Origin of the sequence: Thalassoglobus sp. JC818, assembly GCF_040717535.1 — a bacterium.
GTDB lineage: Bacteria > Planctomycetota > Planctomycetia > Planctomycetales > Planctomycetaceae > Thalassoglobus.
In genome coordinates this window covers 1,175,361-1,201,000 of the sequence record NZ_JBFEFI010000001.1, presented here as the reverse complement: position 1 = coordinate 1,201,000, position 25,640 = coordinate 1,175,361, and the positions used below count along the sequence as shown (strand labels likewise).

At 52.7% G+C, this 25,640-nt stretch carries 23 protein-coding genes; 14 read left to right on the top strand and 9 right to left on the bottom strand.

All coding sequences use genetic code 11. The features are described from left to right. Window positions 1–110 precede the first annotated feature (110 nt). The 4 genes from AB1L42_RS04275 (at window position 111) to AB1L42_RS04260 (ending at window position 3,457) form a co-directional block, all read left to right on the top strand. Window positions 111–1,166 (top strand): GntG family PLP-dependent aldolase, encoded by a 1,056-nt coding sequence (locus AB1L42_RS04275; RefSeq protein ID WP_367051564.1) that lies wholly within the window; start codon window positions 111–113, stop codon window positions 1,164–1,166. A 171-nt stretch (window positions 1,167–1,337) separates the two neighbouring features. Continuing rightward, a complete protein-coding gene (locus tag AB1L42_RS04270) occupies window positions 1,338–1,760 on the top strand; it encodes a hypothetical protein (protein WP_367051561.1) in 423 nt (140 codons plus the stop codon). A 255-nt stretch (window positions 1,761–2,015) separates the two neighbouring features. Beyond that, window positions 2,016–2,843, top strand: coding sequence for a DUF1559 domain-containing protein (locus AB1L42_RS04265; RefSeq protein WP_367051558.1), 828 nt, complete (start codon window positions 2,016–2,018; stop codon window positions 2,841–2,843). Between the two features lie 119 nt (window positions 2,844–2,962). Then, window positions 2,963–3,457: a hypothetical protein gene (locus AB1L42_RS04260; RefSeq protein WP_367051556.1), complete on the top strand. Its 495-nt coding sequence runs from the start codon at window positions 2,963–2,965 to the stop codon at window positions 3,455–3,457. A gap of 39 nt (window positions 3,458–3,496) precedes the next feature. On the opposite strand, the gene AB1L42_RS04255 is transcribed toward AB1L42_RS04260, so the two are convergent. The 4 genes from AB1L42_RS04255 to AB1L42_RS04240 all read right to left on the bottom strand — a co-directional run bounded on the left by AB1L42_RS04255 (window position 3,497) and on the right by AB1L42_RS04240 (window position 8,016). Beyond that, window positions 3,497–3,961: a DUF423 domain-containing protein gene (locus AB1L42_RS04255; RefSeq protein WP_367051553.1), complete on the bottom strand. Its 465-nt coding sequence runs from the start codon at window positions 3,959–3,961 to the stop codon at window positions 3,497–3,499. 125 nt (window positions 3,962–4,086) lie between these two features. Further along, window positions 4,087–4,668 (bottom strand): DJ-1/PfpI family protein, encoded by a 582-nt coding sequence (locus AB1L42_RS04250; protein ID WP_367051717.1) that lies wholly within the window; start codon window positions 4,666–4,668, stop codon window positions 4,087–4,089. A 193-nt stretch (window positions 4,669–4,861) separates the two neighbouring features. Further along, on the bottom strand, window positions 4,862–7,087 hold the full coding sequence (locus tag AB1L42_RS04245) for a site-2 protease family protein (protein ID WP_367051550.1): 2,226 nt from the start codon (window positions 7,085–7,087) through the stop codon (window positions 4,862–4,864). Then, a complete protein-coding gene (locus AB1L42_RS04240) occupies window positions 7,084–8,016 on the bottom strand; it encodes an efflux RND transporter periplasmic adaptor subunit (protein ID WP_367051547.1) in 933 nt (310 codons plus the stop codon). Before AB1L42_RS04240 ends, AB1L42_RS04245 begins: the two co-directional genes overlap by 4 nt. A gap of 502 nt (window positions 8,017–8,518) precedes the next feature. Here AB1L42_RS04240 and AB1L42_RS04235 point away from each other — a divergent pair. Further along, complete coding sequence (locus AB1L42_RS04235; RefSeq protein WP_367051544.1) at window positions 8,519–9,361, top strand: DUF6677 family protein; 843 nt, start codon at window positions 8,519–8,521, stop codon at window positions 9,359–9,361. 76 nt (window positions 9,362–9,437) lie between these two features. Beyond that, window positions 9,438–9,614 carry a hypothetical protein gene (locus AB1L42_RS04230; protein ID WP_367051542.1) on the top strand — a complete coding sequence of 59 codons (177 nt, stop codon included), beginning with the start codon at window positions 9,438–9,440 and terminating at the stop codon, window positions 9,612–9,614. A gap of 113 nt (window positions 9,615–9,727) precedes the next feature. On the opposite strand, the gene AB1L42_RS04225 is transcribed toward AB1L42_RS04230, so the two are convergent. Both AB1L42_RS04225 and AB1L42_RS04220 read right to left on the bottom strand, forming a co-directional pair. Then, window positions 9,728–12,181, bottom strand: coding sequence for a carboxypeptidase-like regulatory domain-containing protein (locus tag AB1L42_RS04225; protein WP_367051540.1), 2,454 nt, complete (start codon window positions 12,179–12,181; stop codon window positions 9,728–9,730). A gap of 219 nt (window positions 12,182–12,400) precedes the next feature. Next, a complete protein-coding gene (locus AB1L42_RS04220; protein ID WP_367051538.1) occupies window positions 12,401–13,720 on the bottom strand; it encodes a nucleotide sugar dehydrogenase in 1,320 nt (439 codons plus the stop codon). Window positions 13,721–13,866: 146 nt separating this feature from the next. Between AB1L42_RS04220 and AB1L42_RS04215 the strand changes: the two genes are divergently transcribed. Together AB1L42_RS04215 and AB1L42_RS04210 are read left to right on the top strand one after the other, a co-directional pair. Continuing rightward, a complete protein-coding gene (locus AB1L42_RS04215; protein WP_367051536.1) occupies window positions 13,867–14,154 on the top strand; it encodes a putative quinol monooxygenase in 288 nt (95 codons plus the stop codon). A gap of 431 nt (window positions 14,155–14,585) precedes the next feature. After that, window positions 14,586–15,206 (top strand): hypothetical protein, encoded by a 621-nt coding sequence (locus AB1L42_RS04210; protein WP_367051534.1) that lies wholly within the window; start codon window positions 14,586–14,588, stop codon window positions 15,204–15,206. A gap of 136 nt (window positions 15,207–15,342) precedes the next feature. Here the strand turns inward: AB1L42_RS04210 and AB1L42_RS04205 are convergent, their stop codons facing one another. Continuing rightward, window positions 15,343–16,623 carry a putative sugar nucleotidyl transferase gene (locus AB1L42_RS04205; RefSeq protein WP_367051532.1) on the bottom strand — a complete coding sequence of 427 codons (1,281 nt, stop codon included), beginning with the start codon at window positions 16,621–16,623 and terminating at the stop codon, window positions 15,343–15,345. Window positions 16,624–16,897: 274 nt separating this feature from the next. Here AB1L42_RS04205 and AB1L42_RS04200 point away from each other — a divergent pair, with 274 nt between their 5' ends. The 6 genes from AB1L42_RS04200 to AB1L42_RS04175 all read left to right on the top strand — a co-directional run bounded on the left by AB1L42_RS04200 (window position 16,898) and on the right by AB1L42_RS04175 (window position 24,028). Continuing rightward, complete coding sequence (locus AB1L42_RS04200) at window positions 16,898–18,100, top strand: DegT/DnrJ/EryC1/StrS family aminotransferase (RefSeq protein WP_367051530.1); 1,203 nt, start codon at window positions 16,898–16,900, stop codon at window positions 18,098–18,100. Window positions 18,101–18,368: 268 nt separating this feature from the next. Next, on the top strand, window positions 18,369–19,046 hold the full coding sequence (locus tag AB1L42_RS04195) for a hypothetical protein (RefSeq protein ID WP_367051528.1): 678 nt from the start codon (window positions 18,369–18,371) through the stop codon (window positions 19,044–19,046). Window positions 19,047–19,167: 121 nt separating this feature from the next. Further along, window positions 19,168–20,703 (top strand): ATPase, encoded by a 1,536-nt coding sequence (locus AB1L42_RS04190; RefSeq protein ID WP_367051526.1) that lies wholly within the window; start codon window positions 19,168–19,170, stop codon window positions 20,701–20,703. After that, a complete protein-coding gene (locus AB1L42_RS04185) occupies window positions 20,703–21,593 on the top strand; it encodes a tetratricopeptide repeat protein (RefSeq protein WP_367051524.1) in 891 nt (296 codons plus the stop codon). The genes AB1L42_RS04190 and AB1L42_RS04185 overlap by 1 nt, the downstream gene beginning before the upstream one ends. A 527-nt stretch (window positions 21,594–22,120) precedes the next feature. Then, a complete protein-coding gene (locus AB1L42_RS04180; RefSeq protein ID WP_367051522.1) occupies window positions 22,121–22,576 on the top strand; it encodes a TraR/DksA C4-type zinc finger protein in 456 nt (151 codons plus the stop codon). A 39-nt stretch (window positions 22,577–22,615) separates the two neighbouring features. After that, window positions 22,616–24,028: a trypsin-like peptidase domain-containing protein gene (locus tag AB1L42_RS04175; protein ID WP_367051520.1), complete on the top strand. Its 1,413-nt coding sequence runs from the start codon at window positions 22,616–22,618 to the stop codon at window positions 24,026–24,028. Between the two features lie 126 nt (window positions 24,029–24,154). Here the strand turns inward: AB1L42_RS04175 and AB1L42_RS04170 are convergent, their stop codons facing one another. Together AB1L42_RS04170 and AB1L42_RS04165 are read right to left on the bottom strand one after the other, a co-directional pair. Next, the gene (locus tag AB1L42_RS04170; RefSeq protein WP_367051518.1) at window positions 24,155–25,219 is read right to left on the bottom strand and encodes an LOG family protein; all 1,065 of its coding nucleotides are present in this window, start codon (window positions 25,217–25,219) and stop codon (window positions 24,155–24,157) included. A gap of 42 nt (window positions 25,220–25,261) precedes the next feature. Then, window positions 25,262–25,630 (bottom strand): STAS domain-containing protein, encoded by a 369-nt coding sequence (locus tag AB1L42_RS04165; protein ID WP_146511840.1) that lies wholly within the window; start codon window positions 25,628–25,630, stop codon window positions 25,262–25,264. Window positions 25,631–25,640 lie beyond the last annotated feature (10 nt).

The window sequence follows — 25,640 nt, the reverse complement described above, 5'->3', positions numbered from 1 at the left end:
GCAACACAGCCCTCATTCGAATCGATCCCGTTCGACTTTCATGATTGAAACGCGATGATCGTATCGCAATCCGAAGGAAAACTCACAGCTTGAGACAGGGAGTTGGACAGATGAGCGAACAGATCATTGAACTCAGAAGCGACACCTTTACGAAACCGACGCCTGCCATGCTGGAAGCAATGGTCTCTGCGGAAGTGGGTGACGACGTCGTCGGAGAGGACCCGACCGTCAATCGGCTCGAAGCAATGGTCGCTGACATGTGTAACATGCCGGCGGCCGTCTTCAGTTGTTCGGGAACTCAGTCGAATCAAATGGCGATCTGGGCTCACTGCGAGCGAGGGGACGAAGTTCTGATTGAAGAAACCGGCCACATCGCCAACTACGAAAGTGGTGGACCCTCTTTGATCTCGGGAGTTTCCCTTCGGACGGTGCGCGGCAATCGCGGGTTGCTGAGCGTGGACGTTCTCGAAGGCCGAGTTCGTCGGAATGACGATCACTACGCTCCGACACGCTTATTGTGTCTCGAAAACTCGGCGAACATGGGAGGAGGAACCACCTATCCCATTGAAGAATTCGCCCGAGTCAGCGAATGGGCCCGCCAGCAGGATCTCAAGATTCACCTCGATGGAGCGAGAGTGTTCAATGCCTGTGTTGCCCGAGGATATCAATTGCGAGATCTCGCCGAACACGTCGACAGTATTTCGATCTGCTTTTCGAAAGGGCTCGGGTGTCCGATGGGCTCAATCCTGGTCGGAGACAAATCAACCGTCGCCCGTGCCCGAAGAGCTCGAAAAGTGTTGGGCGGAGGACTGCGGCAGGCTGGCATCGTCGCAGCGGCGGCGATTTATGCGATCGAAAATCACATCGATCGATTGAAGGAAGACCATGAGAACGCCCAGAAGCTGGCAGCTGGATTGGCGGAAATCCCCGAAATCAGTATCTCCAGAGACGACGTTGAGACCAACCTCGTCTTCTTTCACACGGACCCGAAAAAAATCTCCGCATTGGATCTTGAGGCACGCCTCGCCTCTCGGGGAGTCCGGTTGTACGCCGTTTCGGGGCCGAATCGATTACGAGCCTGCACACACCTCGGTGTGGACGTCAAGCAGATTGAACAAGCCGTGCAGGCGGTGAAGTCGTGTTGCGTGGAAGCATCGTTGCAATGATGCCAGATGAACACAGAACGAAACGTTAACTCAAATTCCCTATTCTACGTGCTTGACTCATGTTCGACAAGAAGTAAACTCATCTACGTATCCATCAGGACCGCGGTGAAGGAGGAGCACTGAGGCCTGTCTGGTGATGAACTTCAAGATTTTCACAAGGGGTAGAAGAAGATGAAGAGTTACAAAGGGTTGGCAGCTTTGACGCTGGCAGTCGCAATGGTGGCAGGTGTTACTTTCGCCGGCGGCAACAAAATTCGTGAAACAGTCGATATCTATCTTCCGTTTTACGTCGATTACTACGGACAAATCGAATACGACGAATACGCTGACGGTTACGCAACAATCAAAGTTGTTGTCAACACTCGTAACGGCAAGGGGCACGCAAAAGCTCGCGGTTGGGTCGAAAACGATTCAGATCGTCGCCTCAAACTGAAAAACGATCCATTCCTCGATTCCGTCATCGAAGATCAAGCTTACTACTACTTCGGTGCTGACATCGACATCAATCGTTCAAAATTGGTTGTCAACAAGCACGGTCGCCTTCGTTACTCGAACCGCTTCGAAGTTGACGATTTCTACGGCTTCGACACATAGTCGGACCGATTGCGCGACCTGTGCATCCTGAGTCATTCAGACTCGTGGGATTCACAGACCCTTCTTGCAAGTCAGAAGGGAATTGAAGACGATAACAGAGGTGTCAGGAAGCAGTTTCCTGACACCTCTGTTGCTTTATTGCATCTTTCGAAACGGTCATCGCAAATTTGCACAAGCAATCAGAACAGAAGCCTTGGCTGATCGTTCGGGCGAGTGCAGAGAAACCATGAAAATGGCCCAGTGCGGGTGAGTTCGATGCGACGTGGAGGAATTGGCAGACGTTTTGGGTTCACACTGATCGAATTGATGGTTGTGATCGCGGTCATCGGTCTCTTGATCGCTCTGCTCTTGCCAGCTGTTCAAAGTGCGCGGGAAGCGTCGAGACGAACTCAGTGTAAATCGAGTCTCCGCCAACTCGCTCTCGCACTCCACAACTATCACGATGCTCATCGAGTGCTTCCGTCCGGGACAATCAACTTTGGAAGCTCATTCCGCCCAGTCTCCGGGTGGGGCTGGGGGACGATGATTCTCCCCTATGTGGACCAGGGAGCGTTGTACTCGAAGGTCGATTTCAACACGAATAACGCTGTCGGGGCAAATCGGGATGTGATCGACACGCCGTTGCCTTTCACTCTTTGTCCCAGCGATGCCGGTCCCACGACGGTTGTCGTGCGAAGCTCATCTGGTGATGGCGTAAAGGTTGGGGCTGGCAATTACCTCGGTGTCGAATCGATGCTCAGCGAGCTCTCGGATGTGACATTCGGAGATGTTACGGATGGACTTTCTTCGTCGTTCATGCTGGGAGAAAGCATTTACCAGCGCGACTCCACTTACAACGAAGACAAAACTTCCAGCTGGGTCGGGAAAGTGACATTCATTGACGAATGGGTCAATAATTCGATCCCTCATCTAGCTGTGTCGAGCTCGACCAGAATCAATCACTCCTTCTTCGCAAGCCGACATCCGGGTGGGATGCACTTTGCCTTGGGGGATGGGCACGTCGACTTCTTTGCCGAAAACATGGATGTCGACGTTTATCAGGCACTCGGCACGATCGACGGCGGCGAGACTGTTTCATTCTAGGAATGATCTCACAAGTTTCTGATCGAGTCATCTCCTGAAACTTTCATCCGGGCGGAAACAGCTTTCGGATGATTCAACGAACAGAGCGAAAAACAAACTGCCTGAGAGTAGGTCATCCAATGGGATTGAAGAACGTGAGGAAGCATTCGCAACTGGGTTGGGGACTGATGCTCTGCGTGATGATCACGTTGCAGAGTTGTTCGAAACCGAAGCTTGATTTGTCAGAGGTCACTGACAACCGCATCGACAAAGCTTTCGAATCACTGCGAAAAGTCGATGCTCAGACGTTCTTCAAAAACGGAGGGACGTACATCGACTTCGCAGGTGATCCACCCTTCGACCGGCCATACGTCGTTCCGCTCATCACCACGTTGACGGACGAATTTCATTTTGAGTGGCTCATCTTCACACTTCATGAAGACCCGCAGCAGGCTCTCGAACTCGTGGCCGAAATTCCACCCGGGACGGATCGCAAAGCGGTCCAGCTTAGGCTGTCAGAACTGCAGGAAGAGTTTCCCGGCGACATCCTCCAGGAATGGGGGGACGATTACTTCTCCTTGGACTTCAACAACGTGGAAGAATCTGAGTACTTCCGAGTCCCCGAGAATTCGTAGTTCGCATCTACTTTCACCGACCCAATCGGGAATGAGGAATCACTTCTTTGGACTGTGTTCCGTGCCCGGCAACGAGGCAGAAGGAACCGCGAGCAGCAATGCGATCCACCCGACAATGAACATCACTCCGCCAATGGGAGTGATCATTCCAAGTCGTGTGTAGCCAGTCAGAACGAGGCAATACAAGCTGCCAGAAAAGAGAATGATCCCGAGCAGGAACGACCAACCTGCGATGTTGATGCTTCGACGCGAAAGGCTCGCTGGCAAGACACCGAGAATCAAAATCGCGAACGCGTGGTACATCTGATATTCGGCAGCGGTCTTGAAATCGGCGAGGTACTTCTGTGTCGCTGGAATCTCGATGCCGAGGACGATTTTCGTCTGACCTTCGTAAAGGTCCTGAAGTGGCTTGTCGAGTCCGTGGGCTGCAAAGGCTCCCAAGACGACTGCCAACCCGCCGAGGATTGCACCAACACGAATCCAAAACGCTGAGTCCTTCGTCATTTCAATCACTCTTTTCAATGTGCCGTTTTGTTGCGTTCGCAGTCTTGATGCTTCGATGGATGAATCGAGTCAGCTCTGTCCGCTTCATGTCTGTTCGGACGAATTCTGAACATGATCGACTGCACTTACAGCTCCACTTTCCCACCTAGGACTGCCACGAATTTGGCGATCCATTGAGGATGGGCTGGCCAGGCTGGAGCGGTCACGAGATTGCCATCGACGAAAGCTTCGGTCACCTCAATGGCTTGAAACTCGCCGCCAGCCAGTGTGACTTCCGGTCCGCAAGCTGGGTATGCCGTACAGGCACGTCCTGAAAGAGTTCCAGCGGCAGCGAGCAACTGAAGCCCGTGACAGATTGCCGCGATTGGTTTCTTCTCCGAATCGAAATGCCGAACGAGTTCCAGAACCTTGTCGTTCAAGCGGAGATATTCCGGCGCTCGCCCGCCAGGGATGACCAGCCCGACGTAGTCGCTGGGGACGATTTCAGCAAAGCTCGCGTTCAGAGTGAAATTGTGGCCGGGCTTCTCGCTGTAAGTCTGGTCACCCTCGAAGTCGTGGATCGCTGTCCTGATCTGCTCGCCAGCTTTCTTGTCAGGGCAGACCGCATCGACTTGATACCCGAATGCCTGGAGGGCCTGAAACGGAACCATGATTTCGTAGTCTTCGACGAAGTCTCCAGCGATCAGAAGTAGTTTCTTTGCCATGATTCCAGTTCCGCGAGTGGATCGAATTATTGCCTCGGGCATTCTATGGATCGGGCACATGGTCGACCATGATCCTGCGCCCACATGTTGACGAATTGCAGAGTTTCACACTCAGTTTCCGAGACTGAGAATCTCTCCATCAACAGTAGGAATGATCACTCTCGATTGATCAACAGATCGCAATTTTGCGTGCGATTCAACCTGCGATAAGAAACGTTCTGCGAAGCCATTTTGAAATGTGAGAGAGCAGCGGCTCTGACGGCAAACGAATTCGAGCGTTCCCCGTTTGATGCAGCATCAACTCAGATGCAGATGCATCGAGTTGGACAATCACAGCGTAGCTGGGGGAGACAGGCCGAATTCCCCCACTCTGATCCATCTGCCCCGAAAATTGGCCAGTCACCGTCAATTCGAGAGGAACATTCTGAACCGGTTCCGCTCCAACTTCGACGATCGTCCCAGAGAAAGACTGCGCTGGTTGTTCGGGAACAACGATCGAAACAGACTGTCCTGCTGATAGTTCGACAATTTCATTTTCCGGAACGTACACCACAGCTTCGCGGTGCACAGAAGGAGCGACGTATCCGAAGAGAGTTCCCTGCACGAGCCAAGCGCCTCGAACTCGCTGATCGCTGGGAGGGACATCTGCGACGACTAATGAATCGTCGGAGTGATGGAGGGGCGGTAGTTCTGTAGGCAGAAATGCTCCACTGCTCGGGGCTCGCAGCGTGAGCCGTTGAATTTCTTCATCGAGTTCCATCAATTGGTTCTCGAGTTCGTTGAGCATCGTGCGAGCTGTCGGCAGTTCGGCCGCGATTGAGGGATCAATTCCAACTTGCCGGTTCATGATCTCAATTTTCTTACGTTGCTGCCCAACGCTGCTCTCTTTCTGCAGTCGTCGAAAAGCGAGATCTGGATTTCGCAGCTTCGCGATGACCTCACCCTCGGCAACTTCTTGTCCGGGGCGGACATTCTCGGATTCAATGATCCCGGGAACACTGACGTACACCGCAGTTCGTTGACCAGCTCGGATCTGACACGGAGCGGTAACAGCATTTGGAAGTGGTATCAACAAGACCAGCCACAAGGCGGCAACAACTCCTCCAAATCCGATTAGCGCTCGCGGCCACCGAAGCTCTTTCTGTTCCATCAGGACTCGAGCAGTATGAAACTGATGTAATGAAACCTGTGCCAGTCGTGCCGTGAGCATTCCCACTCCAATCAGAACAGCGAGAGCTTCCAAACCGTACGGTTTGAGCAAGCTGTAAATCATCCAGAGAATCGTGAAGATGACCAGTGTGAGATAAATCGAAGAGGCCAATCCGTAAAACGTCAACCCGAGTTTAGCGCTCATCGTTGATGTTCGAGCCATCGGGCTGCCGACTCCATACAGGAGTCTTCGACTGAGTGCGCTGAGTTGTGCTTGTGCTCGTGATCGAAGATTTGGGACGTTGGTGTAGTCTGAGAGAATGTAATAGCCGTCGTAACGGAGCAGGGGATTTCCATTCAGCAGCAGCGTGTTGATACTGGCCACAACCATGACATACAGGCAGATCAGGTGAAAAGTCCCCGGAGCTGATAACGCCCAAAGAATGGTACAGACCGCTGCGATGACCACTTCAACCAGTATGCCGGACGCGGAAATCAGTATTCTCTGCCAACGATTCGGCAGCCTCCACGAATCGCTGACATTGCAGTAGAGACACGGAGTCAGCGCAAGCAGCATGAGTCCCATTTCATGACATTCTCCTCCGAAATACTTACATGTGAAGCCGTGTCCGAGTTCATGGATCACTTTGATCGCGGCGATTGTAATCATCAGCCAGACCAGATGCTGCGGTGAGAACAGAACCTTCAAGCCAACTAGCTCCATCGAGATGCGATCCGCCTCTGCGAACACAATTCCGAACGCAATCGACACCAAAACTGTGAAGCATGCGATGCTGGCGGGGTGAAAGATCCACCGAACGTAAGGAAGCGTTGTGGTCAAGAGTTGATCAGGATCAAACCCGCGAAAACGGATGGCGAGCACATTGGTGAACTTGTTCCAGCGGGCACGCCTTTCGGACTCGCGGTTTCCTCTGACCAGATTTTCCGACATGCCCGGTCGGTCGATTGACACCAACCCCTGATTCCAGAGTCGTTGAATGAAGCTGAGAATCTGAGTTTCGGAAAGCTGGACCGGAGCGAATCGCTGGAAGAATTGACGTTGAATTTCCTGAATCGTTGTCTTCGATTTCAAACATTGAAAGACAAAGAAATCGTGCTCGCGGAGTAGAAAGAACTGCTGAGACAGCGGATCGCGAACAGTCCAACTCGCTGCCGGACCTGACTGTAGTGGCCCGATTTCCAGGTCCTTGCGAACGCTGATCGCGAGGTGTTGAGTCTGCGGCGACTGGTCAGACGCGGCCGCCGCACTCATTCTGAAGACTCGCTGGCGTCTGATGAACGTTGCTCTGATGCTTCTTCAGCTGGCGTCAGTTCCGAATCAGGGACGGAGTTGGTGAGGTCAATGATCATTCTCGGATGCTGACCGGGCTGCAAAGTTCCGTTCGGGTTTTCAATCTCAGCCTGAACGCGAATCTGTTCGGAGATGGGATTGATTTCCGGATCGACAAAAGTGACGACGCCGGGGTGCATCGATTCCGAGCCATCTTCGCGAGTGAGAATGACAGCGACTGGCTGACCGCGTCGAACCTTCGATGTCGCTGCAGGAATCAAACCCTCTGCACGAACACGATCGACGCGGACAATGCGAGCGATTGGTTCACCGGGTTGAATCCATTCACCTGCCTGGTGATTGACTTCCACAACCATCCCCGAAACCGGCGATCGAAGTTCACGACGGGCGAGGTTGTTTTGGGCGATCGCAAGTTCATCCTCACGAAGTTGTGCTTCGAGGCGTTTCATCTCCTGCTGAAACTTCGCCTGCTCTATTTTCAGTTCTGTTTCATCGAGAGCAAACTTGAGTCGGTCAATTTCGGATTGGGAAACTGACTTCGCATATTGCTTTCGCGATTCTTCTGCTCTCTCCAATTCCGATTGAGCAATATCCCGGGCTTTGAGTTGCAGTTGATACTCAAGGTCGTTTTGTGAAGCGAAGACTGCCATGCGGAGTTGCGACTCAGCACGTGCGACGTCGATTCTCGCGGAAGAATCCTCCTGTCGTGCGATTCGTTGTCCTTCTTCCACAGTCGCCCCAACTTCCACGTTGACGCTGGCCAGTCGTCCCGGTTCCTCACAGGACAATTCGACGTCGTCAATGAACGAAATTGTGACTGTATCGGTTTCCACCGTGGGATGATCATCATCCCCACCCAGAAGCGAGCAAAGGAGCAGGACTTCAAACATTGAGTCGCCTCAGGCCATGGTTTCTTCGGGTATGGTGACGTTGTTTCGCTTCCCGGAACGAATCTCAAGCGATGGAAATTCTCATCGCCCTGCTGGTCGATCGTTGCCGGGGCCGTTTCTGCATGATGGAATACTTAAGAAATGATTGCAATGTGTTTCAATTGTGGAGTGAGGGGTGTCTCAAATCGTCTAATGAGACGGGCAATCTAGGCTGAGAGTGCTTTCAGACCGGCACTAGCAGGAACTTCTTCCAACACTTACAATCCCGCAATTCGTAGTGAATGTTCCAGCGAAACTGAAGATTACGGACTCACAAGCTCCAATGACTGAGTGAGATTGACGAACCACAGCATTTTCGCAGAGAGTGCGTCAGTTCAGAGTTCGAAATCGAGGAATTCCGAAACGTTCGCCGACTTTTCGACGGGGTGACTGAAAGACAACTCGGAAACATCCTGGGGTTGAACTGTTCGGACGCAACTTGCCAGACAACGACTTAGGCATCATGACTGATTCACGGATCAACTTGAAAAATCCCATCGTGGCAGGAATTCTCGCCTATCTGATTCCAGGGGCTGGACACCTGTATCAGGGACGACTGTTTAAAGCGGGCCTGTACTGCTTTTGCATTCTTGGGCTGTTCTTCTCCGGAATGGCGATGGCCGACTGGCAAGCGGTCAAACCTCCAGCAATGGGGGAAACCCGGCTTCTCGAGAAAGCTAAGTACGCCGGGCAACTCGGAGTTGGATTGCCATCGATGTACGGGCTCGTGCAGCGCGCCCGTTACTCCTCGGAATCGAATAAGAAACCAGAGACCATCGAAGAACCCATCGTCGCTCCGTTCGAAGGAGTGATTGCATATCGTGATGAGCAACAGACGTTCGAAGAAGAAGTGACTGGAGTCATTACGCTGCAGCCCGCCAAAGCCGAGTATGGTGGTCGAACAATTAGCGGAGAACTGACCGTTGAGATCGACGGGAAGGAATGGACATTCACTTTAGCCCCTTCTGTGAATCTCGATCGACCGATCAAATCTTCGAAAGAGCGCGGCGTTCGTGCTGAAATCGTGAGGGAAAGCGACGGTCGCTATGAATACGCTGGCGAACTCGTCGGATCGATCCCACGCCGGTTCACGGACTGGTTTCAGGTTCCGATGGATGACGATGAAGTGCAGGGTCTTCATCGGCAACTCGGAAAATATCATGAACTCGCAATGGTCTTCACCTGGGTTGCTGGCTTCTTGAATGTGCTTGCGATCTGGGATGCAGTCGAAGGGCCAGCATATGGATTCGGCGATGAGTCAGACGACTCAACGGACTCCACGTCATCTGACCCACCAGCGACGTAAAGAGTTATGAAGCTTGACGAACTCGCTGCGTCGAGTGCGAAGACCATTTCGAAAGATTTTCGTAGGAAACGGTTGAATGAATATTTCCTGGTTCTTGATTCCACTCGCCGCTTCGGTCAGCCTCGTCTGGACCGCCAGCCGCTATGAGTCAACCCCGTTGATCCTCGTCCGTTCCGCCAAGCTGTTCGGCCAGATCCTTTTCTTCATGGCGTTGATTCTGCTCGTTCTCTTCGTGCTTTCTTACAACCTCTGAGAACTTCCCTTCAGAGCATTTTCTGTTTTGGCTTGCACTCACTCGCCCGAGTAAACTCAGTTTTTGATCTGATGAAAGAGTGCAAGCGAGCACACAGATAAGAGCAATTTGCTCTAGCGGTAGATCACCGCAAGGTCGAACCCGATTCTCACTTGGTGCCAATGGCCAGCATTCGCTTCACGACTTTGAACAAGATTCAGTGTGATGACTCCCAGTCCTTTCTCTGACGTGAGACAGAGGAAGTTTGAGTTCTCCCTCGTCGTCAGGACATCGGAATCCGATTCCCGCGAGTGCAGAAGTTCGTCGACCGGCCGTCCCGTTGGAAGCTGACCGACATTGATCCACCGGGCCATCTGATCGGCAGGAGTCCCGATTTCCCAAGCTCGCGAATCAATGAGTTTCAAAGACGGAGTCTCTCGTCCGTCGGTCGTCGTTGTCATTAAGCATACGATGTCCGCTCCGTGATCTCTGCCCCATTGAATGAGAGTTTGCAGTGATGTTGGATCGTGAGTATCGAACTTCAGGTCTGCAGGTGCTGAGATAACACAGCGTGTATCTAAATCGAAGAAGCAGTCTGCTCGGTTCGTCGCCGTCACTGGGTTGAGCCAGAGTGAACGATAAAGGGGCCCACCCTCTGCGTCGGAAGACAGCTTCCCGTCGAAGGGAACACTCTCGACATCAATCATTGGTGTCGGGATCAGGGCGACTGTTCGATTTAAGGGATCGATCGAGAATTGATCAGAATTTGCATTCCACCAACTCGCCCAATTTGTGGCTGCCTGCGCGAATCGGGCTGTGGCAAATACGTTTGCATGATCATCCGATGAGAGGTGAAGTTTGGTCAGGCAACTCGTTTCCTCGCTGTGTTGCGTCATTGTCTCCAGCGCACTGAGCACTTCTTGAAGCGGCGGAGCGAGTTGAAACGTCGAACTGAAAACTTCGTTCGAACAGTCTCGGCGAGACATGAATTCGAGGAGCGTGCGATCGTCAACGCTCAGTTCAGAGGGACTGATGCTCCGTTGAAGTGTTCGGGGAAGAATGCGAATAAGAGTCGGGACGCAGTTCGGATCATTGATTCCGCGAAGTGCGAATACCAGTCGCCTCAGCATTCGCTGTTGACCGGTCGTTTCCAGTTCTTCGCAAATATGTGGAACCGCTGGCGAGCCGATAAGGATCAACTCTCGCAAGAGAGGAGCCCAGGCGTCGGCTTCGTGAGTGATAAAGTTGTATTGCCGCAGCCGCCTCACAATGCTTCGCGTTCTCTCTTCAGAATTTTCTGGAAGCTGATCGAGAAACGTCATCGTCTCGTCGTACAACTCCGAAGCAGAACGATGAGGACGAAAGCTGAGTTCGACTTCCGCCTGCTCGCTGTCCAGTACGGTGACTGGAGGCTGTTCACGAGTGTTCCAGATGGTTCGTTCTCCGTCGGGATGAAGCAGGTACGGGAACTGCCTTCCGGGGGCAACTCGCAATCGGAATCGTCCCTCGGGATCGACCGTGCAAAGCGGAATGGGCCGTTGCGGATTCCCTCTCGGGCGATGCGGCCCTTCCAGCCCAATTTGCAGAAGAGCGCCTTCAGGCGTTCTTGCGAGCGGTGATTCCGACACTGAGTTGACGACCGTTCCTTCGATCCAGCTACCTCTTCCTGCAACGAGGGGAGGAAGAGACTTCGACGTCTCAGGCGGACACTGAATGTTCATCAATGCCGGGGCAACCCATTTTTCGTCTTCATTCAGTTGCAAGTGATAGCGACCGGGCGGGACAACCATTCGAAAGTGACCGAGCTCATCCGTCAGGGCGTGGACATTCTGATGTTGAGTCGTCCCATCGGGAATCGGATCGTTGCGGACAGCTATGACTTCGAGTCCGTCGAGGGGAGCATCTTCATTCAACGTTACTGAGCCGGTCAGTTCGCATCCCGGTTGGAGAGTGATCGTTCGGATGTCGGGACACTTATGAATTCGTACGAACGTTCTCGGATAACGTGAGTGATCCAAGCAGAGAGTGATCGAGCCCGGCTGTCCGCGCGTTCCGTCGATTGCTGGAAGTCTCGGTAAGAGAAACAGGCCGTTCTCGTTAGTTGTTGTTTCCGGCAATCCATCGAGTGTTTCGCCGCTCAATAAGCTATAGCGAATGTGGGCATCGGCAACGGCGTTCCCCTCTTCATCCACTACCCGTCCGCGAAGCAATGCCGTCTTGCGAGCGACTCTGATCGTCAGATTGTCCGGGCGAGTCAGTTCGCGGACATGAGTTTCTCCGAATCCTCCATCGGGAAGAGTGGCGAGAACGAGATAGCTCAATCGGTTGAAGTGAGTCTCGGTCGGTGGTCGACTTGCTTGAAACCGAAAGCGACCATTGGAATCGGTCGTAACGCGGTCGACTTCGCGAAAACGCTGGGCTGTTCCTTCGACCGCAATGAGTCGAACAATTTGCTCGGAGAGTTCTGCGGAAGGGCCAAGCGTTCCTGAGTCGAGCACGACTCCTTGAATTTCAAACGCTGACGAAGATTCCTCGACTGGCGTCGAGGCCAAGAGAACTGCCGGAGCGAATATCAGAAGCAGAAGCATTGCTGCGTTGCTGGTCGTCCTGAGATTCGATGAACGCTCAATCATTCAGGAGAGAATTCGCAATCTGGTGAGAGGTTGTTCAATAACTGAAATGCAGTCGAAGCAGTGTTCTCAGCAAGTCAGCGTAGTGCAACGCACGGAAGCCATCAATGAAAACAACGCCGTATTGATATCAATACGGCGTTGTGTGAATGTCGTCAGGCGATGATATGTAATCCGCTATGCCTTACGGATCTTCTCGCGATTCTCTGTCACGCCCTTGGTTGCGTTTCGAGTGTCGAGGACGAGTTGCGAATGTTTGACGATATGGTCGTAGTCATACGCAGAGTGGTCCGTAGCGATCAACACGCAGTCCTGTTCAGCGAGGAATTCAGGAGTCAGTTCCTGGCTGCGGAGATCGGGAAGGTCGTGGTGTCGCATTTTTGGAATGCGTGGAACGTGTGGATCGTTGTAAGAGAGATCCGCGCCCCACTTCAGCAGAAGTTCCATGAGGACGAATGAAGGACTCTCACGCGGATCGTCGACGTCTTTCTTGTAAGCCGCTCCGAGGACACAAATCTTGCTGTCTCGAACTGGTTTGCCAGCATCGTTGAGGAACTCTGACAAGCGGCCGATGACGTACTCAGGCATTCTCGAGTTGACTTCCCCAGCCAATTCGATGAAGCGAGTTGTCAGTCCCTGCTTACGGGCCAACCAAGTCAGATAGAACGGGTCGATCGGAATACAGTGTCCGCCGAGTCCCGGTCCGGGATAGAATGCCTGGAATCCGAACGGTTTTGTCTTGGCGGCGTCGATTACTTCCCAGATATCGATGTGGAGGCCGTCCAGAAGGACCTTCAATTCGTTAACGAGAGCGATGTTCACCGCGCGGTAAGTGTTCTCGAGAATCTTGGCAGCTTCCGCGATTTCAGGCGATGAAACCGGGACGATTCCCACAACTGCGTGACCGTAAAGGGCGGTCGCCAACTTCAGGCTTTGCTCGTCGATTCCACCCACAACTTTTGGAATCTTGGCAGCTGAGTAATCGATATTGCCTGGATCTTCGCGTTCCGGGCTGTAAGCGACGAAGAAGTCTTCGCTGACTTTGAGGCCGGATTTTTCCAGAACGGGAACGAGGACATCGCGTGTCGTCGTCGGGTATGTTGTGCTCTCGAGAATGACCAGTTGTCCCGGACGAAGGGCTGCGGCAATCTCTTCTCCGGTTCCGGTCACGTAAGACAGGTCGGGGTCGCGGCTTTCGTTCAGAGGAGTCGGAACACAGATGAGAATGACATCTGCTTCTGACAATCGCGACATGTCGCTTGTCGCTTCGAATTGTTTCTTCTCTCGCCAGTTCGCGATCTGATCGGACGAGATGTGTTTGATGTAGCTCTCGCCACGATTCAATCGGACGACTTTCTCATCGTCGATATCGAAACCGATTGTTTGAAATCCGGAGTTGATGAACGCATCAAGCAGCGGCAATCCGACGTATCCCAAGCCGACAACGCCAACCAGTGCTTTTTTCGATTCGATCTTTTGTAGCAATTCTGCGGACATGGATGATTCTTCTGATAGTCCTGAGTGTTGATGGGTCGCCTTGTTCTTCGAACACAGTCCCGGTATGAAGGGAGTGCTCGGTAGCATACTGCCCAGTCGCACGTCCAGCGAATAGAATCACGAGAAAACGAAGCGAGGTAAGTCGGATGTTTGCAATTAACGTCATTCTAACGGTTCAGGATGGTTCACAAATTGAAAACATTGCGAAGTTACTGACCGAAGCGGGTCGTCTGTCGCGCGAGGAACCGGGGTGTCTCAGTTTTGAAGTCTGCCAATCCATCGAGGAAAAAGGGACGTTCTTGCTGATCGAACGTTGGGAATCGAAGGAAGCTTGGGAGGTTCACAAGACAGCACAGGCGTTTACCGAGATTTATCAGCCTCAGGTGTTGCCATTGGTGAAACGCCAACCGTACTTCTGTGAGATTCTTGAATAGGCTTCCCGATCGCCGCAGATTGCCGATCTTGTACGAAGAATTCAGCTGTGCGATCTCGATTCGTGAAGGATACGAGTCCTTGTGCAAGTCTGCGTTCGAGCATCGAGATTGGTTGATTCGAACTGCTGAAAAGCTGCAAGCGTTTCGACGCACGCTTCGGGATCAGATTCCAATTGGGAACGTCTGTTGCCAAAGCATGAAGGCTCCGTGAAATCGAGGTGAATTCCATGTCGAGAGCTTCCCGCACGGTTTGACTCCACTGGTCAAGTCACCATCTTATCTCTGACATGATCGGTGTTTTTCGCAGGGACTTGGAAGGCCGACGTTTCACGAGTCTCGAGAGATGACGTTAGCTGCCCTGCGGAATTCGCGTGGAATCTCCGCACGAAAACAAGTCTGTTTTCGTTTCGAACTGATAGGGATCTTTCGACATGAGCTTCACTTCGCTTCGATTCGGGTGTTGGATTTTGCTTGTCGCGACTTTGGTCGGATGTGAGGACTTTGACGGAGCATTCGATACAAGCATGGCTCACAGCCGACCAGTCCCTGAACTGGATCGAACTGCTCAACGTGAAGCGGAAGAACAGGCCAAATTGATCTCAATGTCACGGACGCAACAGGCTGCAGCCGTTCAGGAGTCTTCTGTCGAACCTGAACCGGTTGTCGAACAACCTGTTGAGCCGATGCCGATCGATAGGCCTGTTGTTGAACCAACGATCAAAGCTCCGCTTTTCGGTGGTGTGACGCGGCATCTCGTGTTTCCTGTACGAGTCGGACGAAGAGCGGGCGTGAGATTTGAATTGAGTGTCTCACTCCTTGGCGAAGAGAATGACCTGTCCCAATTCGACTACGAAGTCGAAATCCGCGACACAACTGGAGCGTCGAAAACCTTTCCACTTCGGTTTCAGACGAGCCGGATTTTGCTCGATGAATTCATTCCGGGTGCTGGAGTTCAGGAGAAGTTCGAGTTTCAGGTTCGATACTCTCCCAAGGGGAAAGACGAATGGGTTCTTCTTCGAGAGAACTGGGGAATCTTTTCGGTCGCTGACTAGAGCAAGCTGCTCTTTCCTATGCACTCGCTTGAGCGGTTCCACTCCTCAAAGACCTGAGTTTGCTCGTGCGAGTCAGTGCAATCCAAATTCGAACCGTTCTGATGCGTTCCCGGATCGATTGCCGTTCAGCTTCCACTTATCTCCGCTGCGATTGGCGGAGCAGGGCGGCGTCTCGGTGAGGCTGGGTGATCTCAAACGTGTGCTGCAACAGTTTTTGCATTGCTGGTGTCAGTTCTTGCTTACGGCGATCCATGGCGATTCTTGCCGTTTTCATCGCCGAGTCGATTCCATTCGGTAATTCTTCGATCTGACCGTGCCAGACACGCGAGTACGACGGAACAAATTTTGGTTGCAGCTCTCCAGCTGGCAGGACCATCGACATCACGCCAATCGATGATCCCGTATTGAAGAAGCTTCCGATGGCTGTCTTCGTGTGATCGCCGATGAAGCAGCCGACTTTGTTCGATTCTGATAAGACCCGCTCTCCGACCAATGGGACGGAGACGTCGGAGTAGTCGTTCTTCAGATCGCTATTGGTGGTCAGCGCTCCGAGGTTGACCCACGGACAGACGTAGCTGTGCCCGAGAAATCCGTCGTGATACTTGTTGGCGAAGCCGTGAAGAATACTCTCCTCAACTTCACCGCCGACGCGGCAAACCGGACCGATCGTTGTACCTTCTCGAATATTGGCGCGGAACGTTTGTGTTTCCCGTCCGACGTAAGCGGGGCCTTCGATTCTTGTAAACGCCTGAAGCTTGGCACCGGATTCAATCCAGATCGGACCGTGTCGTGTGTCAAGAACGACAAATGGATCGACCTCAGCTCCCTGGCCAATGAACAACTGTTCGCGCGGACCGACAAGCCCAGAGATATTAAACGACGCTTGCTGTTCGTCTCGGGAATTCAAATCGAAATCGAGGCTGAGCATCTGCGGATTGAAGTGAATCAGATCCCATGGGTAGTGGATCATCTCTCCGGTCGTCGGGACGGACCGTTTTGACTTCGCAATCTCGACGACTTGATCCGCAAGCGATGGGTCCGACGATCGCTGCAAATCCTCCGGCGAGAAAACACTCCAGGCGAGTTCGTCATCGATCCAGCCAGACGTTCCTTCGTCGAGATCTTCTAGCGTGCGCGGATCACCAAGCCATCGACCATTGATGATGAGAGTGGGGGCTTCCCGCAGCGAATTCAGGTTGTCAATTTTACAATCAGGAAATGTTTCGAGATACGTTTCCCGGAGTTCCGGGCGAAGAATTGCGCCCCACTCCGTTTCGGGAAATCTCCGTCGAAGACGCTCACGCACGCTGCCATGTCCGCAGACGAGTTCGAAGACCGGACGGAGCAATGCGACAGGAAAAAACTGCGGTGCGAGTGAATCTTCAAAGAAGACAATGTTCCAGTTTGACACATTCATTGACTCAGCCATTTCCGTCAGGGCAGTGAGACGCAATTCTCTATCAATCAATCTGTTCGGCTCTCAGATTGGTCGACAAGAGTTGAGGAATTCAGTTTGAAATTCCGAAAACATAGCATTGGAAACGGTGTTTTCGGCGAATTGTTTCCGAAGACTGTGGCTCAAACATGAGGTCTGAGTGCACATCTTGACACGAATTTCATCCCAACATAGCTTCCCCGATGAACACCATCGATGATCGATGCGATTTGTCAAATGCGAATGGAGTCGCGAAATGTCACGGATTCTCCAGATTCCCTCCTCTCAGGATTCAACTACACCCGTCCCTCTGATCGATCTGGTTGCCCAGTACGGCACCATCCGCGATGAGGTTCAAACTGCCGTTCAACGCGTTTTCGAAAACCAGTCGTTTGTCCTCGGTCAGGAAGTGGAAAGCTTCGAAGAGGAAATGGCTGCCTATTGTGATGCTCGACATGCAATCGGATGTGCTTCCGGCAGCGATGCATTGCTGCTCGCACTCTCCGCTCTCGATATTGGACCCGGGGACGAAGTCATTACTTCCCCTTACAGCTTTTTCGCGACTGCTGGATCGATCGCCAGAACCGGCGCGACACCCGTCTTCGTCGACATTGATCCGCACACATATAATCTCGACCCATTTCAGATCGAGATGGCGATTTCCCGACGCACAAAAGCAATCATGCCCGTGCATCTGTTCGGTCAGTGTGCCGAGATGGAACCGATCTGGCGAATCGCCATCGGTCACGGACTCTCCGTCGTTGAAGATGCCGCTCAGGCAATTGGATCGTCCTATCACGGTCGACGAGCCGGCGTGCTGGGATCGATCGGCTGCTTCAGCTTCTTCCCCACGAAAAACCTCGGTGGAGCTGGGGACGGTGGGTTGATGACAACTGATGACAAAGATCTCGCCACCAAGCTGAAAAGAATTCGCGTACACGGCGACCTCGGCGGTTATCAGCACGTAGAAGTCGGCATTAACAGTCGGCTTGATGCACTTCAGGCTGCTGTTTTGTCTGTCAAACTGAAGCATCTCGATTCATGGTCGGACGCACGACGTGACAACGCTGCCCGCTACCGTGAGCTGTTCGCTGAGATGGAACTCGATCAACAGATCGAAGCTCCCACTGAGCCAGCGAACGGACATCACGTTTACAATCAGTTCACGATTCGCGTCGCTTCTGAAATTCGCGACGAAGTGATCAAACGGATGCGTGAGCGACAAGTCGGATGTGCGATTTACTATCCAAAACCACTGCACCTGCAAGAGTGCTTCAAGTCGCTTGGCTATCTGCCGGGTGATTTCCCAGAAGCCGAACGTGCAGCTGCCGAAACGATCGCTCTGCCGATTTTCGCAGAACTCGGAGCGGACCGTCAGCGAATTGTCGTGGAAACGCTTCGAGCAGTGCTGACAGAAATTCAAACCGATTCTCAGTCCACGATTCGTCGTGCGGCTTAGAGTTTTCTGGATTTTCCGGAACAGAACTCAATCTCGAACATGCAGCCGGTGACAACTCTCACCGGCTGCGTGCTTTATGTGAGTCATTCTTTGCCATCTGCATGAGAGGTCGGAGTCGCCGATTTCGCCGAATTCGAGATGACACAGTTGGCAAATCCCGAAATGTCATCACGATCAGTGCCACCAGTAGCCGATACCGATTGAGAACGACACGCTGTCGTTGTCTCAACGAATACGGATGCCAATTGCAGATACGAGGGGTGGCACGATGGTTCGAATTTCCTGTCTCGCATTACTACTGGCTGGATTGAGCCTGACTCAATCCGCTTCAGCCGGCTGGCCATTCTTCTCTGAAGACGGACTGCGTCGAGGGACACCAGAATACTACGCAGCACGCGCTGCCGATCCTCCTGGATCTCGCCAGGAGTGTTACTACGGAAAACCTTGGCCTGTGAGTGCTCGTCCTGTGGGGCCAGAACAGACCTTCGTTCACAAGTACCACACAGCTCACTACTGGCCGCATCCCTATCAGTGCCAGGATCGCCAGTCGGTTCGAAGCTATATGGACATGCAGGTCTATAATGGATGGCAAACTGCCACCACATTCTACGATTATCACTTCGATCCGCAGACCAACAGCCTGAACTCCGCTGGGATGAACCATCTGGCATGGTTGGTTTCTCACGTGCCTGTTCAATACCGACAAGCCTATGTCCAGGCATCTTTCGATACAGCATCGAACAGTGCCCGGCTGTTGAGCGTCGAGAAAAGCATCGCCAACCTGACGAACGGCCACGAGTCTATTCCTGTTCAGCAGAGAGTCACCAATCCATTGGGACGACCAGCGGCTGAAGTTCAGCAGATTCTCACTGGAGCGGCAGAAGGAGCTTTGCCGCCAGTCATTCAATACGAGGGAGCCAGCGGTGGCTTCAGCACCGGTGGCTAAGCGGGGATCTGAGTTCGGATAAGTTTCGGACCGAAGATCTCATGCAATCGCTGACGAATCTTCTTTGGGCGAGAGTTCTTTTGAACTCTCGCCTCGTTCGTAAAGAGACCGGGGTAGAGTGGTGTCTGGTGAGTCACTTCCCAATTTGAATCTCGCTGAGGGTCGGAACGAGAATGCGTCTACGTCCTCAGATTCAGAGAGTCGACCTGAACTGTCGACGGATCTCTACGACCGCATCGTGAATGAAGTGCAGGCGATTTGCCAATCGCTCATTCCGGAGAAAGCCGAGCAGTCCAATCGCGACGAGTCATCGCTTGACGCTTGCGATCCTCCTCGCCCTCCGAAATCGCTCTCAGAGACTGGGATTTCGCTCAGTCAGCTCTGTGATCTGATTCTTAAAACGGTTTATCTCCATGGGGCTCTGACGGGCAATCGACTCGCTCAGGAACTTCGCTTGCCGTTCCGAGTTGTTGAAGAAGGCGTTTCCTGTCTGCAGCAACAGGGTTTGCTGACTTCGGATTCCTGCGAGCCGGATGCTCCCAAGCATCGACGCTATTCGTTAAGCGACTCCGGGCGGCGTCGAACTCGCGACGCCTTTGAAGAGTGTCGATATGTTGGCCCAGCACCGGTCTCTTTGCGAGATTATGCAGAACAGTGCCGGAAACAGTCGACTCGCAAAATCGACTTCTCGGAAGAGGATCTTCGCAGCGCATTCGATCATCTGCATGTTCAGGAAGAGCTGTTCAATCAACTTGGGCCAGCGATTCTGAGCGGACAGTCGATGATTCTGTTCGGGCCTGCCGGGAACGGAAAAAGTGTACTCGCCAGATCCATCGCAAATCTGATGAATCAAGCGGGAGGCACGATCTATGTTCCCTTTGCGGTCACGGTCGATCAGCGACTGGTGACGGTCTTCGACCCATCAATTCATCGAGCCGTTGATCACACGCTGCCGGAGAACAGCCTTGCTGCGGATCGAGAATCCCCTTCTGAGGATGAGAATCACGATGAGTTGGGTGTTGATCTTCGTTGGCGAAAGACTCTGCGACCGGTGATCCAATGTGGTGGCGAACTCACGTTGGAAATGCTCAATCTGAAATACAACGAACTGAGCGGCTACTATTCTGCCCCTCTGCAAATGAAAGCTAATGGCGGTGCGATGCTGATTGACGACTTTGGCCGTCAGAAAGAGGCAACTGAAGCACTCTTGAATCGGTGGATCCTGCCGCTTGAAGAGCGAGTTGATACTCTCTCGCTCCAGACTGGGAAGATTTTCCAGATCCCCTTCGAACAATTGACTATCTTCTCGACGAGTCAAAGTCCAGAAGAACTGGGCGACCCGGCGTTCCTGAGACGCGTTCGTCACAAAGTTCCTGTTCTTCCCCCGACGGATGAGCAGTTTCGATCCATTTTCCGACGAGTGTGCGAAGAACGCCATGTGCGGTACGACGATTGGATCGTCACGCAGATGTTGACCAACTGTTACAACACGGATCATCCTCCTAAATCGAGCGACCCTCGTGATTTGCTGGATGCCGTTCACGCAATCTGTCGATTCAACGGAGAGAGTTTCCATCTCAGCGAAGAACTCCTCACCGAAGCTTGGCGATACTGCTTGAGTGGTTCGCCAGGTTCAACTGCAGGGAAGCCGGTGTAATGCGAATCGATTTAGCCAAGGTATTTGTGTTCTTTCTTGGTGGAGCAGCGATCTGCTCTTCAGGGTGCGTTGCATTGACTGCTCCGGCGAACTTCGTGAAGTCATTCCAGAAGCCGAAGGTCGAACAGGTTGTTTACGAAGAGGAAGTGATCGAAGTTCCCGACAAACTTCGGGATCCAGAAGGGCTGAAAGTTGCTTATGCCCGCTGGATGGAAGACATGAAGCAGTACGGAGAAGCTCGTACGAAGTATGAGGAAGTTCTCGATAGCGAGCCCAAGAACGTGGTCGCAATTCTCGGACTTGCTCGAATCGATCAACAACTCGGGCTGCACACCGAAGCAGAACAAAAATATCGAAAAGCTGTTCGCATCGCTCCGGAATCGGCAGCAGTTCAGAATGCGTTCGGCAAGTTCTACGTCGCTCAGGAAAACTGGGAAGCTGCTCTCGAACCGCTCACTGAAGCCATGCTGGCGGCTCCCGAAGATGTCAACTACCGCTTTGAGTTGGCAGTTGCTCTCGTTCACGTAGGCGATCTCGACTCAGCCCTGCCTCACTTCATCCGCACAGTCGGAGATGCTGAAGCTCACTTCAACGTCGCGATGATTTTGAAAGAAATCGGCGACTACGACGCAGCAGAAAAGCATTTGATGCTCGCTGTCACCAAAAAGCCAGAGTTCAAACAGGCTCACTATTGGCTGGCACATCTCCGTGAAGAACGCGTCAACGGGATTGCCATCGAGCCCACTCCGCACTCGCTGCCAACCGGAACTGGCTACCCAAAGCAGCAGTCGAATCTTCGACCGTCTCACTCGTTCTCAAAAACTGGTTCCGCTGTGACCACTCCTCAACAGGCGGCAGCCATCCGAGAACTCGCTGCGACTGCTCCATAAGGAGTTCTCCCGTTCTCGAAACGACGCGCATTCGCTCTGGCGCGTCGTCATCTTCTCCTCGACAAGCGTGATGAGAACGGTTCTTTCAGAAAGCCGACAACTCGACACGTCCGACCTGTTCAGATTTCTAAACAGTCTTCGATGCGCGGCATTTGCAATGCGCGACGGGTCCAGTCTCACCGAATTGGTGAAATCTTCCGGAAAATCCGATTCGGAGAGACGCACAGCTTCTGCGGAATCGGTCACCTCGCCACGACGAAAGTGAATTGATGGATCTCGTCCCGTTCGGCGGTCGAATGTACCGTTGAGGTGAGTAAAGTGCGCTGTACAGTCAGCCGTGACGTGTTCCCGGATTTTTATTGCCTTTCATAACTGCTTTAATAGTCGTGCTTTCCGGATACGTGGTGGAATTTGTCCTCGTCTTTTCGCATCGAGACGTACAATTTTGTCACCAAGTGACGCAAGAGCAGACCAATCAGCAGTGGGAGGTCGTTGAGGTCTGAACATGTATCGGGGAAAGGTTTGAAATGGCGAGAAAAGACGCACTGTTGAAACTGCACCAGCGTTTGATTGAACAGCGAAAAGAACTCAAACAAAAAGTGGCGGAACAACTCGATTCAGCCGGGGAAAGGTCTGGACCCGGAGATCTTGGTGATCTATCACTCATAGATGCTGAGCAGGAAATGGGGACTCAGTTGGCAGCTTTCGAAAGCCGCGAACTGAATCGCATCGAAAAGGCAATTGAGGCCATCCGGCAAGGCACTTACGGCACTTGCGAGTACTGTGAAAAGCCGATTCCGATCGCGCGACTCAGAGCACTCCCGCACACTTCGTGTTGCATCAAGTGTCAACGAGAGCAAGAAATCAATGGCGGTCCGAATTCGGACGGTTCCGAAGGGGACTGGGAATCCGCTTGGGAATACCAGGCCCGAGAGAATGATCAAGAGTTGACCGTTCGAGACGTCAGAATGGACTCTGATTAGAGTGAGCATCGAGTGAGTAGATTCAACGCAGGTTGCGAAATGATCAAACGAGTCACCCTGCTGGGTTTATGCCTCTTCATCATTTCAGGGCCGCTCGATGCCCAGGAAGACCTTCAACAACCAACGCAGGAACAATTGCAGCAAGTCCTGCACTTCGCCGGTCGGCAGGTTGCTCGCGTTGCTGCTCAGACGAGTCCAGCTGTCGTTCACATTGAAAGTGAACGCGAACTGCGGAACTCTGTGACAGAGGAAACCGGCTCCGGTGTCTTGATCACCAGCCCGCGCAGCAAGACACCGTTCATTGTCACGAATCGGCATGTCGTTGCAGATGCTGAGCTGCAAGATATTCGAGTCCTGCTTTCTGATGGACGGATCGTCTCTCCTTACGAGAAAATCGAAGATTCCGATAGCGATCTCGCGGTTCTGCGAATCCGTGAGACTGGAATTAATCCCGCTCAATGGGGTGACAGCGACAATCTTGATATTGGCCACTTTGTCCTGGCGATGGGCAGCCCGTTTGGTCTCGATCAATCGGTCACGCTGGGAATTATTAGTGCCAAGGGGCGGCGATCTCTCGATCTGCCTGGTCGTAGAGTGATCAATCAGGACTTCCTTCAAACTGACGCTGCAATCAATCCGGGGAATAGCGGAGGGCCACTCATTGACCTTGATGGGCGAGTTGTCGGAATCAATACCGCGATCGCTTCTCAAGGAGGCGGCAACGACGGAATCGGATTCAGTATTCCCAGCAACCTCGTGCAGTTCATCGTGACGCAGTTGCTCGAATTCGGACGTGTGCGCCGGGGATATCTCGGAGTGGAGTTGGATGAAGACTTTACGCTGGAAGAAGCCCGCGAATTATCTCTCGATCGAATTACCGGCGCTCGAGTCATTCGAGTTTTGGAATCGACACCTGCCGCGACTGCTGGTTTGCGGGCTAATGATGTGATTATCGACTTCGACGGGATCGAAGTGCAGGACGAGAACGACCTCATCAATCGCGTCAGCCTGACGCCAGTGAATAAGCAGGTGCGAATGGTCATTCTGCGAAATGGTCAGCCTCGCACGCTCTCAGTCATTCTGACCGAGAAGCGCGACTTGCGTCAGGGTGCTGTTCCACAAATGCCAGTTCCGGCTGGTCAGCGGATTTATCAAAACGCCAGTTACCAGACCGAGCAACTCACCGCACAACTTGCTTCGCAGCTTGGTTATGTTTCCACTCAGCGAGGGCTATTGGTTGTGAGTCTCGGCGACAAAGCTGCCGATAATTCGAATGAATCGTCGCTTCAACTGTACGACGTGATTGAAGAAGTGGCACGGAAACAGGTGACGACTCCCGAGGAATTCGAACACGCTGTTTCCCGAATCGATGACGGACCAGTCGTCTTGAAAGTCCGCCGCATCATCGATGGAGAACCAACTTCACGACTGGTCATGTGGTCTCCAAAGTAACAACACGCGCCGATTGCTTAATAGAACTTGCTCGACACGAACGACTGTTTTCTTGGATTCTGATCCCAAGATCGCAAACTCTTCGATTAGTCGAGCATCTCAGTCGTTGAGATATGCGAGCGGCTCTTACGATTCAGTCTTGTGAACGTTGCAGAGTTCGAATGAGTTGTTAATGCGGTCGACCATTTGTCGGAGTCGGCCGATATCTCTTCGATTGAAGTGGAAAGCGAGTCGCGGCAAGTCGACGAGGTGCTCTTCGTCTTTCTCCATATCGTGAGCGGTGGTGCTTTCGATCTTCCCCGTTTCGATGATGTCTGCAAACTCGGTGTTGAGTTGATCGATGAGTTCGGGACCTGGCTCGAAATGCAGCCGCAGATAAAGTTTGTCCCGGACGTATCGCATGCTGTGATACACGCAATAGAAGCTCATGATCTCATCGAAGGCTTCGTCGACGCTGTCTGTGATTTTGTAGAGTGAGTGATCGGCCGGGGAGATTAAACCGTGGTCTTCCATCTGCCGGCTGATGAACTCCTTCCAGTCGGGCCAGTATTGGCCGCCCGGTGGGTCGATCAACACGATTGGCATGAGGTCACGCTTTCCGGTTTGCACCAGCGTGAGCGTTTCAAAGCATTCGTCTTGTGTCCCGAAACCGCCGGGGAAGAGGGCGACAGCGTGGACTTCTTTCACGAACATGAGTTTACGCGTGAAGAAGTACTTCAGGTTCACAAGCTTTTCATCGTTCGAGATGACGTAGTTCGCATCCTGCTCGAAGGGGAGCATGATGTTGAGCCCCATCGACATCTTTCTGCCAGCTCCGACGTGTGCCCCTTCCATGATTCCGCCACCCGCTCCGGTGACGACATACCAGCCAGCTTTGGCCATCCGTCGTCCGAATTCGAGCGATGCCTGATAGGCGGGATGTTCTGGAGCCATTCGGGCTGAGCCGAAGACTGTGACCTTTCGGATGCGGCGATAAGGCGTGAAGACCTTGAAAGCGTAACGGAGTTCGCGAAGAGCACGCGAAACAATTTTCAAATCACCACGAGTCGCTTGGTCGCGCAGAAACTTGTCCGCTGTTTCCTTGATCTCTTCGACCAGCCGCGTGGTTTGAGTCGTATTCCGCTCGTGCTCTGTGACGAGCGGATAGTCTTCCGAGACATCCGGAGGTGAAACTCGTTGACGTTCATCCATGACTCAATTTTCCTCAGTAATGAGGCCTTTCCTTTAAGAAACTCACGCGCCGATGGCTTCCAACGCATCTTCGCGAGAATCGTAGATTGCCCAGAGTGTGTCCAAAGCTGTGATGTGCAGAAGTTCCCGAGTCAGATTGTGGACTCCGCACAGGACCATGACACCGCCTGATGTTTTCACCAGTTTATGACAGCGGATCAACAGGGCCATGAAGACTGAGCCGAAGTAGCTGACCTGGGTCATGTCGAAAACGACCAGCGGGGCTTTTTGTTGGCGGATTGGATCGAGCACAATATCAGCAGCGTGCTCGACAATATCCCAACTCAGATTTTCGACTGCACCGGATGCGATGACTACAAGTGCATCGCCATGCCATTCGATGTTGATCACACTTGGATCAGGAGATGTCATTCAGTGATTC

Excerpts from the sequence above, each read along its gene's own strand:
- AB1L42_RS04245 (WP_367051550.1), bottom strand. The coding sequence starts at position 7,087 with ATGAGTGCGGCGGCCGCGTCTGACCAGTCGCCGCAGACTCAACACCTC.
- AB1L42_RS04215 (WP_367051536.1), top strand. The coding sequence starts at position 13,867 with ATGTTTGCAATTAACGTCATTCTAACGGTTCAGGATGGTTCACAAATT.
- AB1L42_RS04205 (WP_367051532.1), bottom strand. The coding sequence starts at position 16,623 with ATGAATGTGTCAAACTGGAACATTGTCTTCTTTGAAGATTCACTCGCA.
- AB1L42_RS04260 (WP_367051556.1), top strand. The coding sequence starts at position 2,963 with ATGGGATTGAAGAACGTGAGGAAGCATTCGCAACTGGGTTGGGGACTG.
- AB1L42_RS04210 (WP_367051534.1), top strand. The coding sequence starts at position 14,586 with ATGAGCTTCACTTCGCTTCGATTCGGGTGTTGGATTTTGCTTGTCGCG.
- AB1L42_RS04255 (WP_367051553.1), bottom strand. The coding sequence starts at position 3,961 with ATGACGAAGGACTCAGCGTTTTGGATTCGTGTTGGTGCAATCCTCGGC.
- AB1L42_RS04225 (WP_367051540.1), bottom strand. The coding sequence starts at position 12,181 with ATGCTTCTGCTTCTGATATTCGCTCCGGCAGTTCTCTTGGCCTCGACG.
- AB1L42_RS04195 (WP_367051528.1), top strand. The coding sequence starts at position 18,369 with ATGGTTCGAATTTCCTGTCTCGCATTACTACTGGCTGGATTGAGCCTG.
- AB1L42_RS04265 (WP_367051558.1), top strand. The coding sequence starts at position 2,016 with ATGCGACGTGGAGGAATTGGCAGACGTTTTGGGTTCACACTGATCGAA.
- AB1L42_RS04230 (WP_367051542.1), top strand. The coding sequence starts at position 9,438 with ATGAATATTTCCTGGTTCTTGATTCCACTCGCCGCTTCGGTCAGCCTC.
- AB1L42_RS04185 (WP_367051524.1), top strand. The coding sequence starts at position 20,703 with ATGCGAATCGATTTAGCCAAGGTATTTGTGTTCTTTCTTGGTGGAGCA.
- AB1L42_RS04220 (WP_367051538.1), bottom strand. The coding sequence starts at position 13,720 with ATGTCCGCAGAATTGCTACAAAAGATCGAATCGAAAAAAGCACTGGTT.
- AB1L42_RS04200 (WP_367051530.1), top strand. The coding sequence starts at position 16,898 with ATGTCACGGATTCTCCAGATTCCCTCCTCTCAGGATTCAACTACACCC.
- AB1L42_RS04175 (WP_367051520.1), top strand. The coding sequence starts at position 22,616 with ATGATCAAACGAGTCACCCTGCTGGGTTTATGCCTCTTCATCATTTCA.
- AB1L42_RS04180 (WP_367051522.1), top strand. The coding sequence starts at position 22,121 with ATGGCGAGAAAAGACGCACTGTTGAAACTGCACCAGCGTTTGATTGAA.
- AB1L42_RS04235 (WP_367051544.1), top strand. The coding sequence starts at position 8,519 with ATGACTGATTCACGGATCAACTTGAAAAATCCCATCGTGGCAGGAATT.
- AB1L42_RS04170 (WP_367051518.1), bottom strand. The coding sequence starts at position 25,219 with ATGGATGAACGTCAACGAGTTTCACCTCCGGATGTCTCGGAAGACTAT.
- AB1L42_RS04270 (WP_367051561.1), top strand. The coding sequence starts at position 1,338 with ATGAAGAGTTACAAAGGGTTGGCAGCTTTGACGCTGGCAGTCGCAATG.
- AB1L42_RS04275 (WP_367051564.1), top strand. The coding sequence starts at position 111 with ATGAGCGAACAGATCATTGAACTCAGAAGCGACACCTTTACGAAACCG.
- AB1L42_RS04240 (WP_367051547.1), bottom strand. The coding sequence starts at position 8,016 with ATGTTTGAAGTCCTGCTCCTTTGCTCGCTTCTGGGTGGGGATGATGAT.
- AB1L42_RS04165 (WP_146511840.1), bottom strand. The coding sequence starts at position 25,630 with ATGACATCTCCTGATCCAAGTGTGATCAACATCGAATGGCATGGCGAT.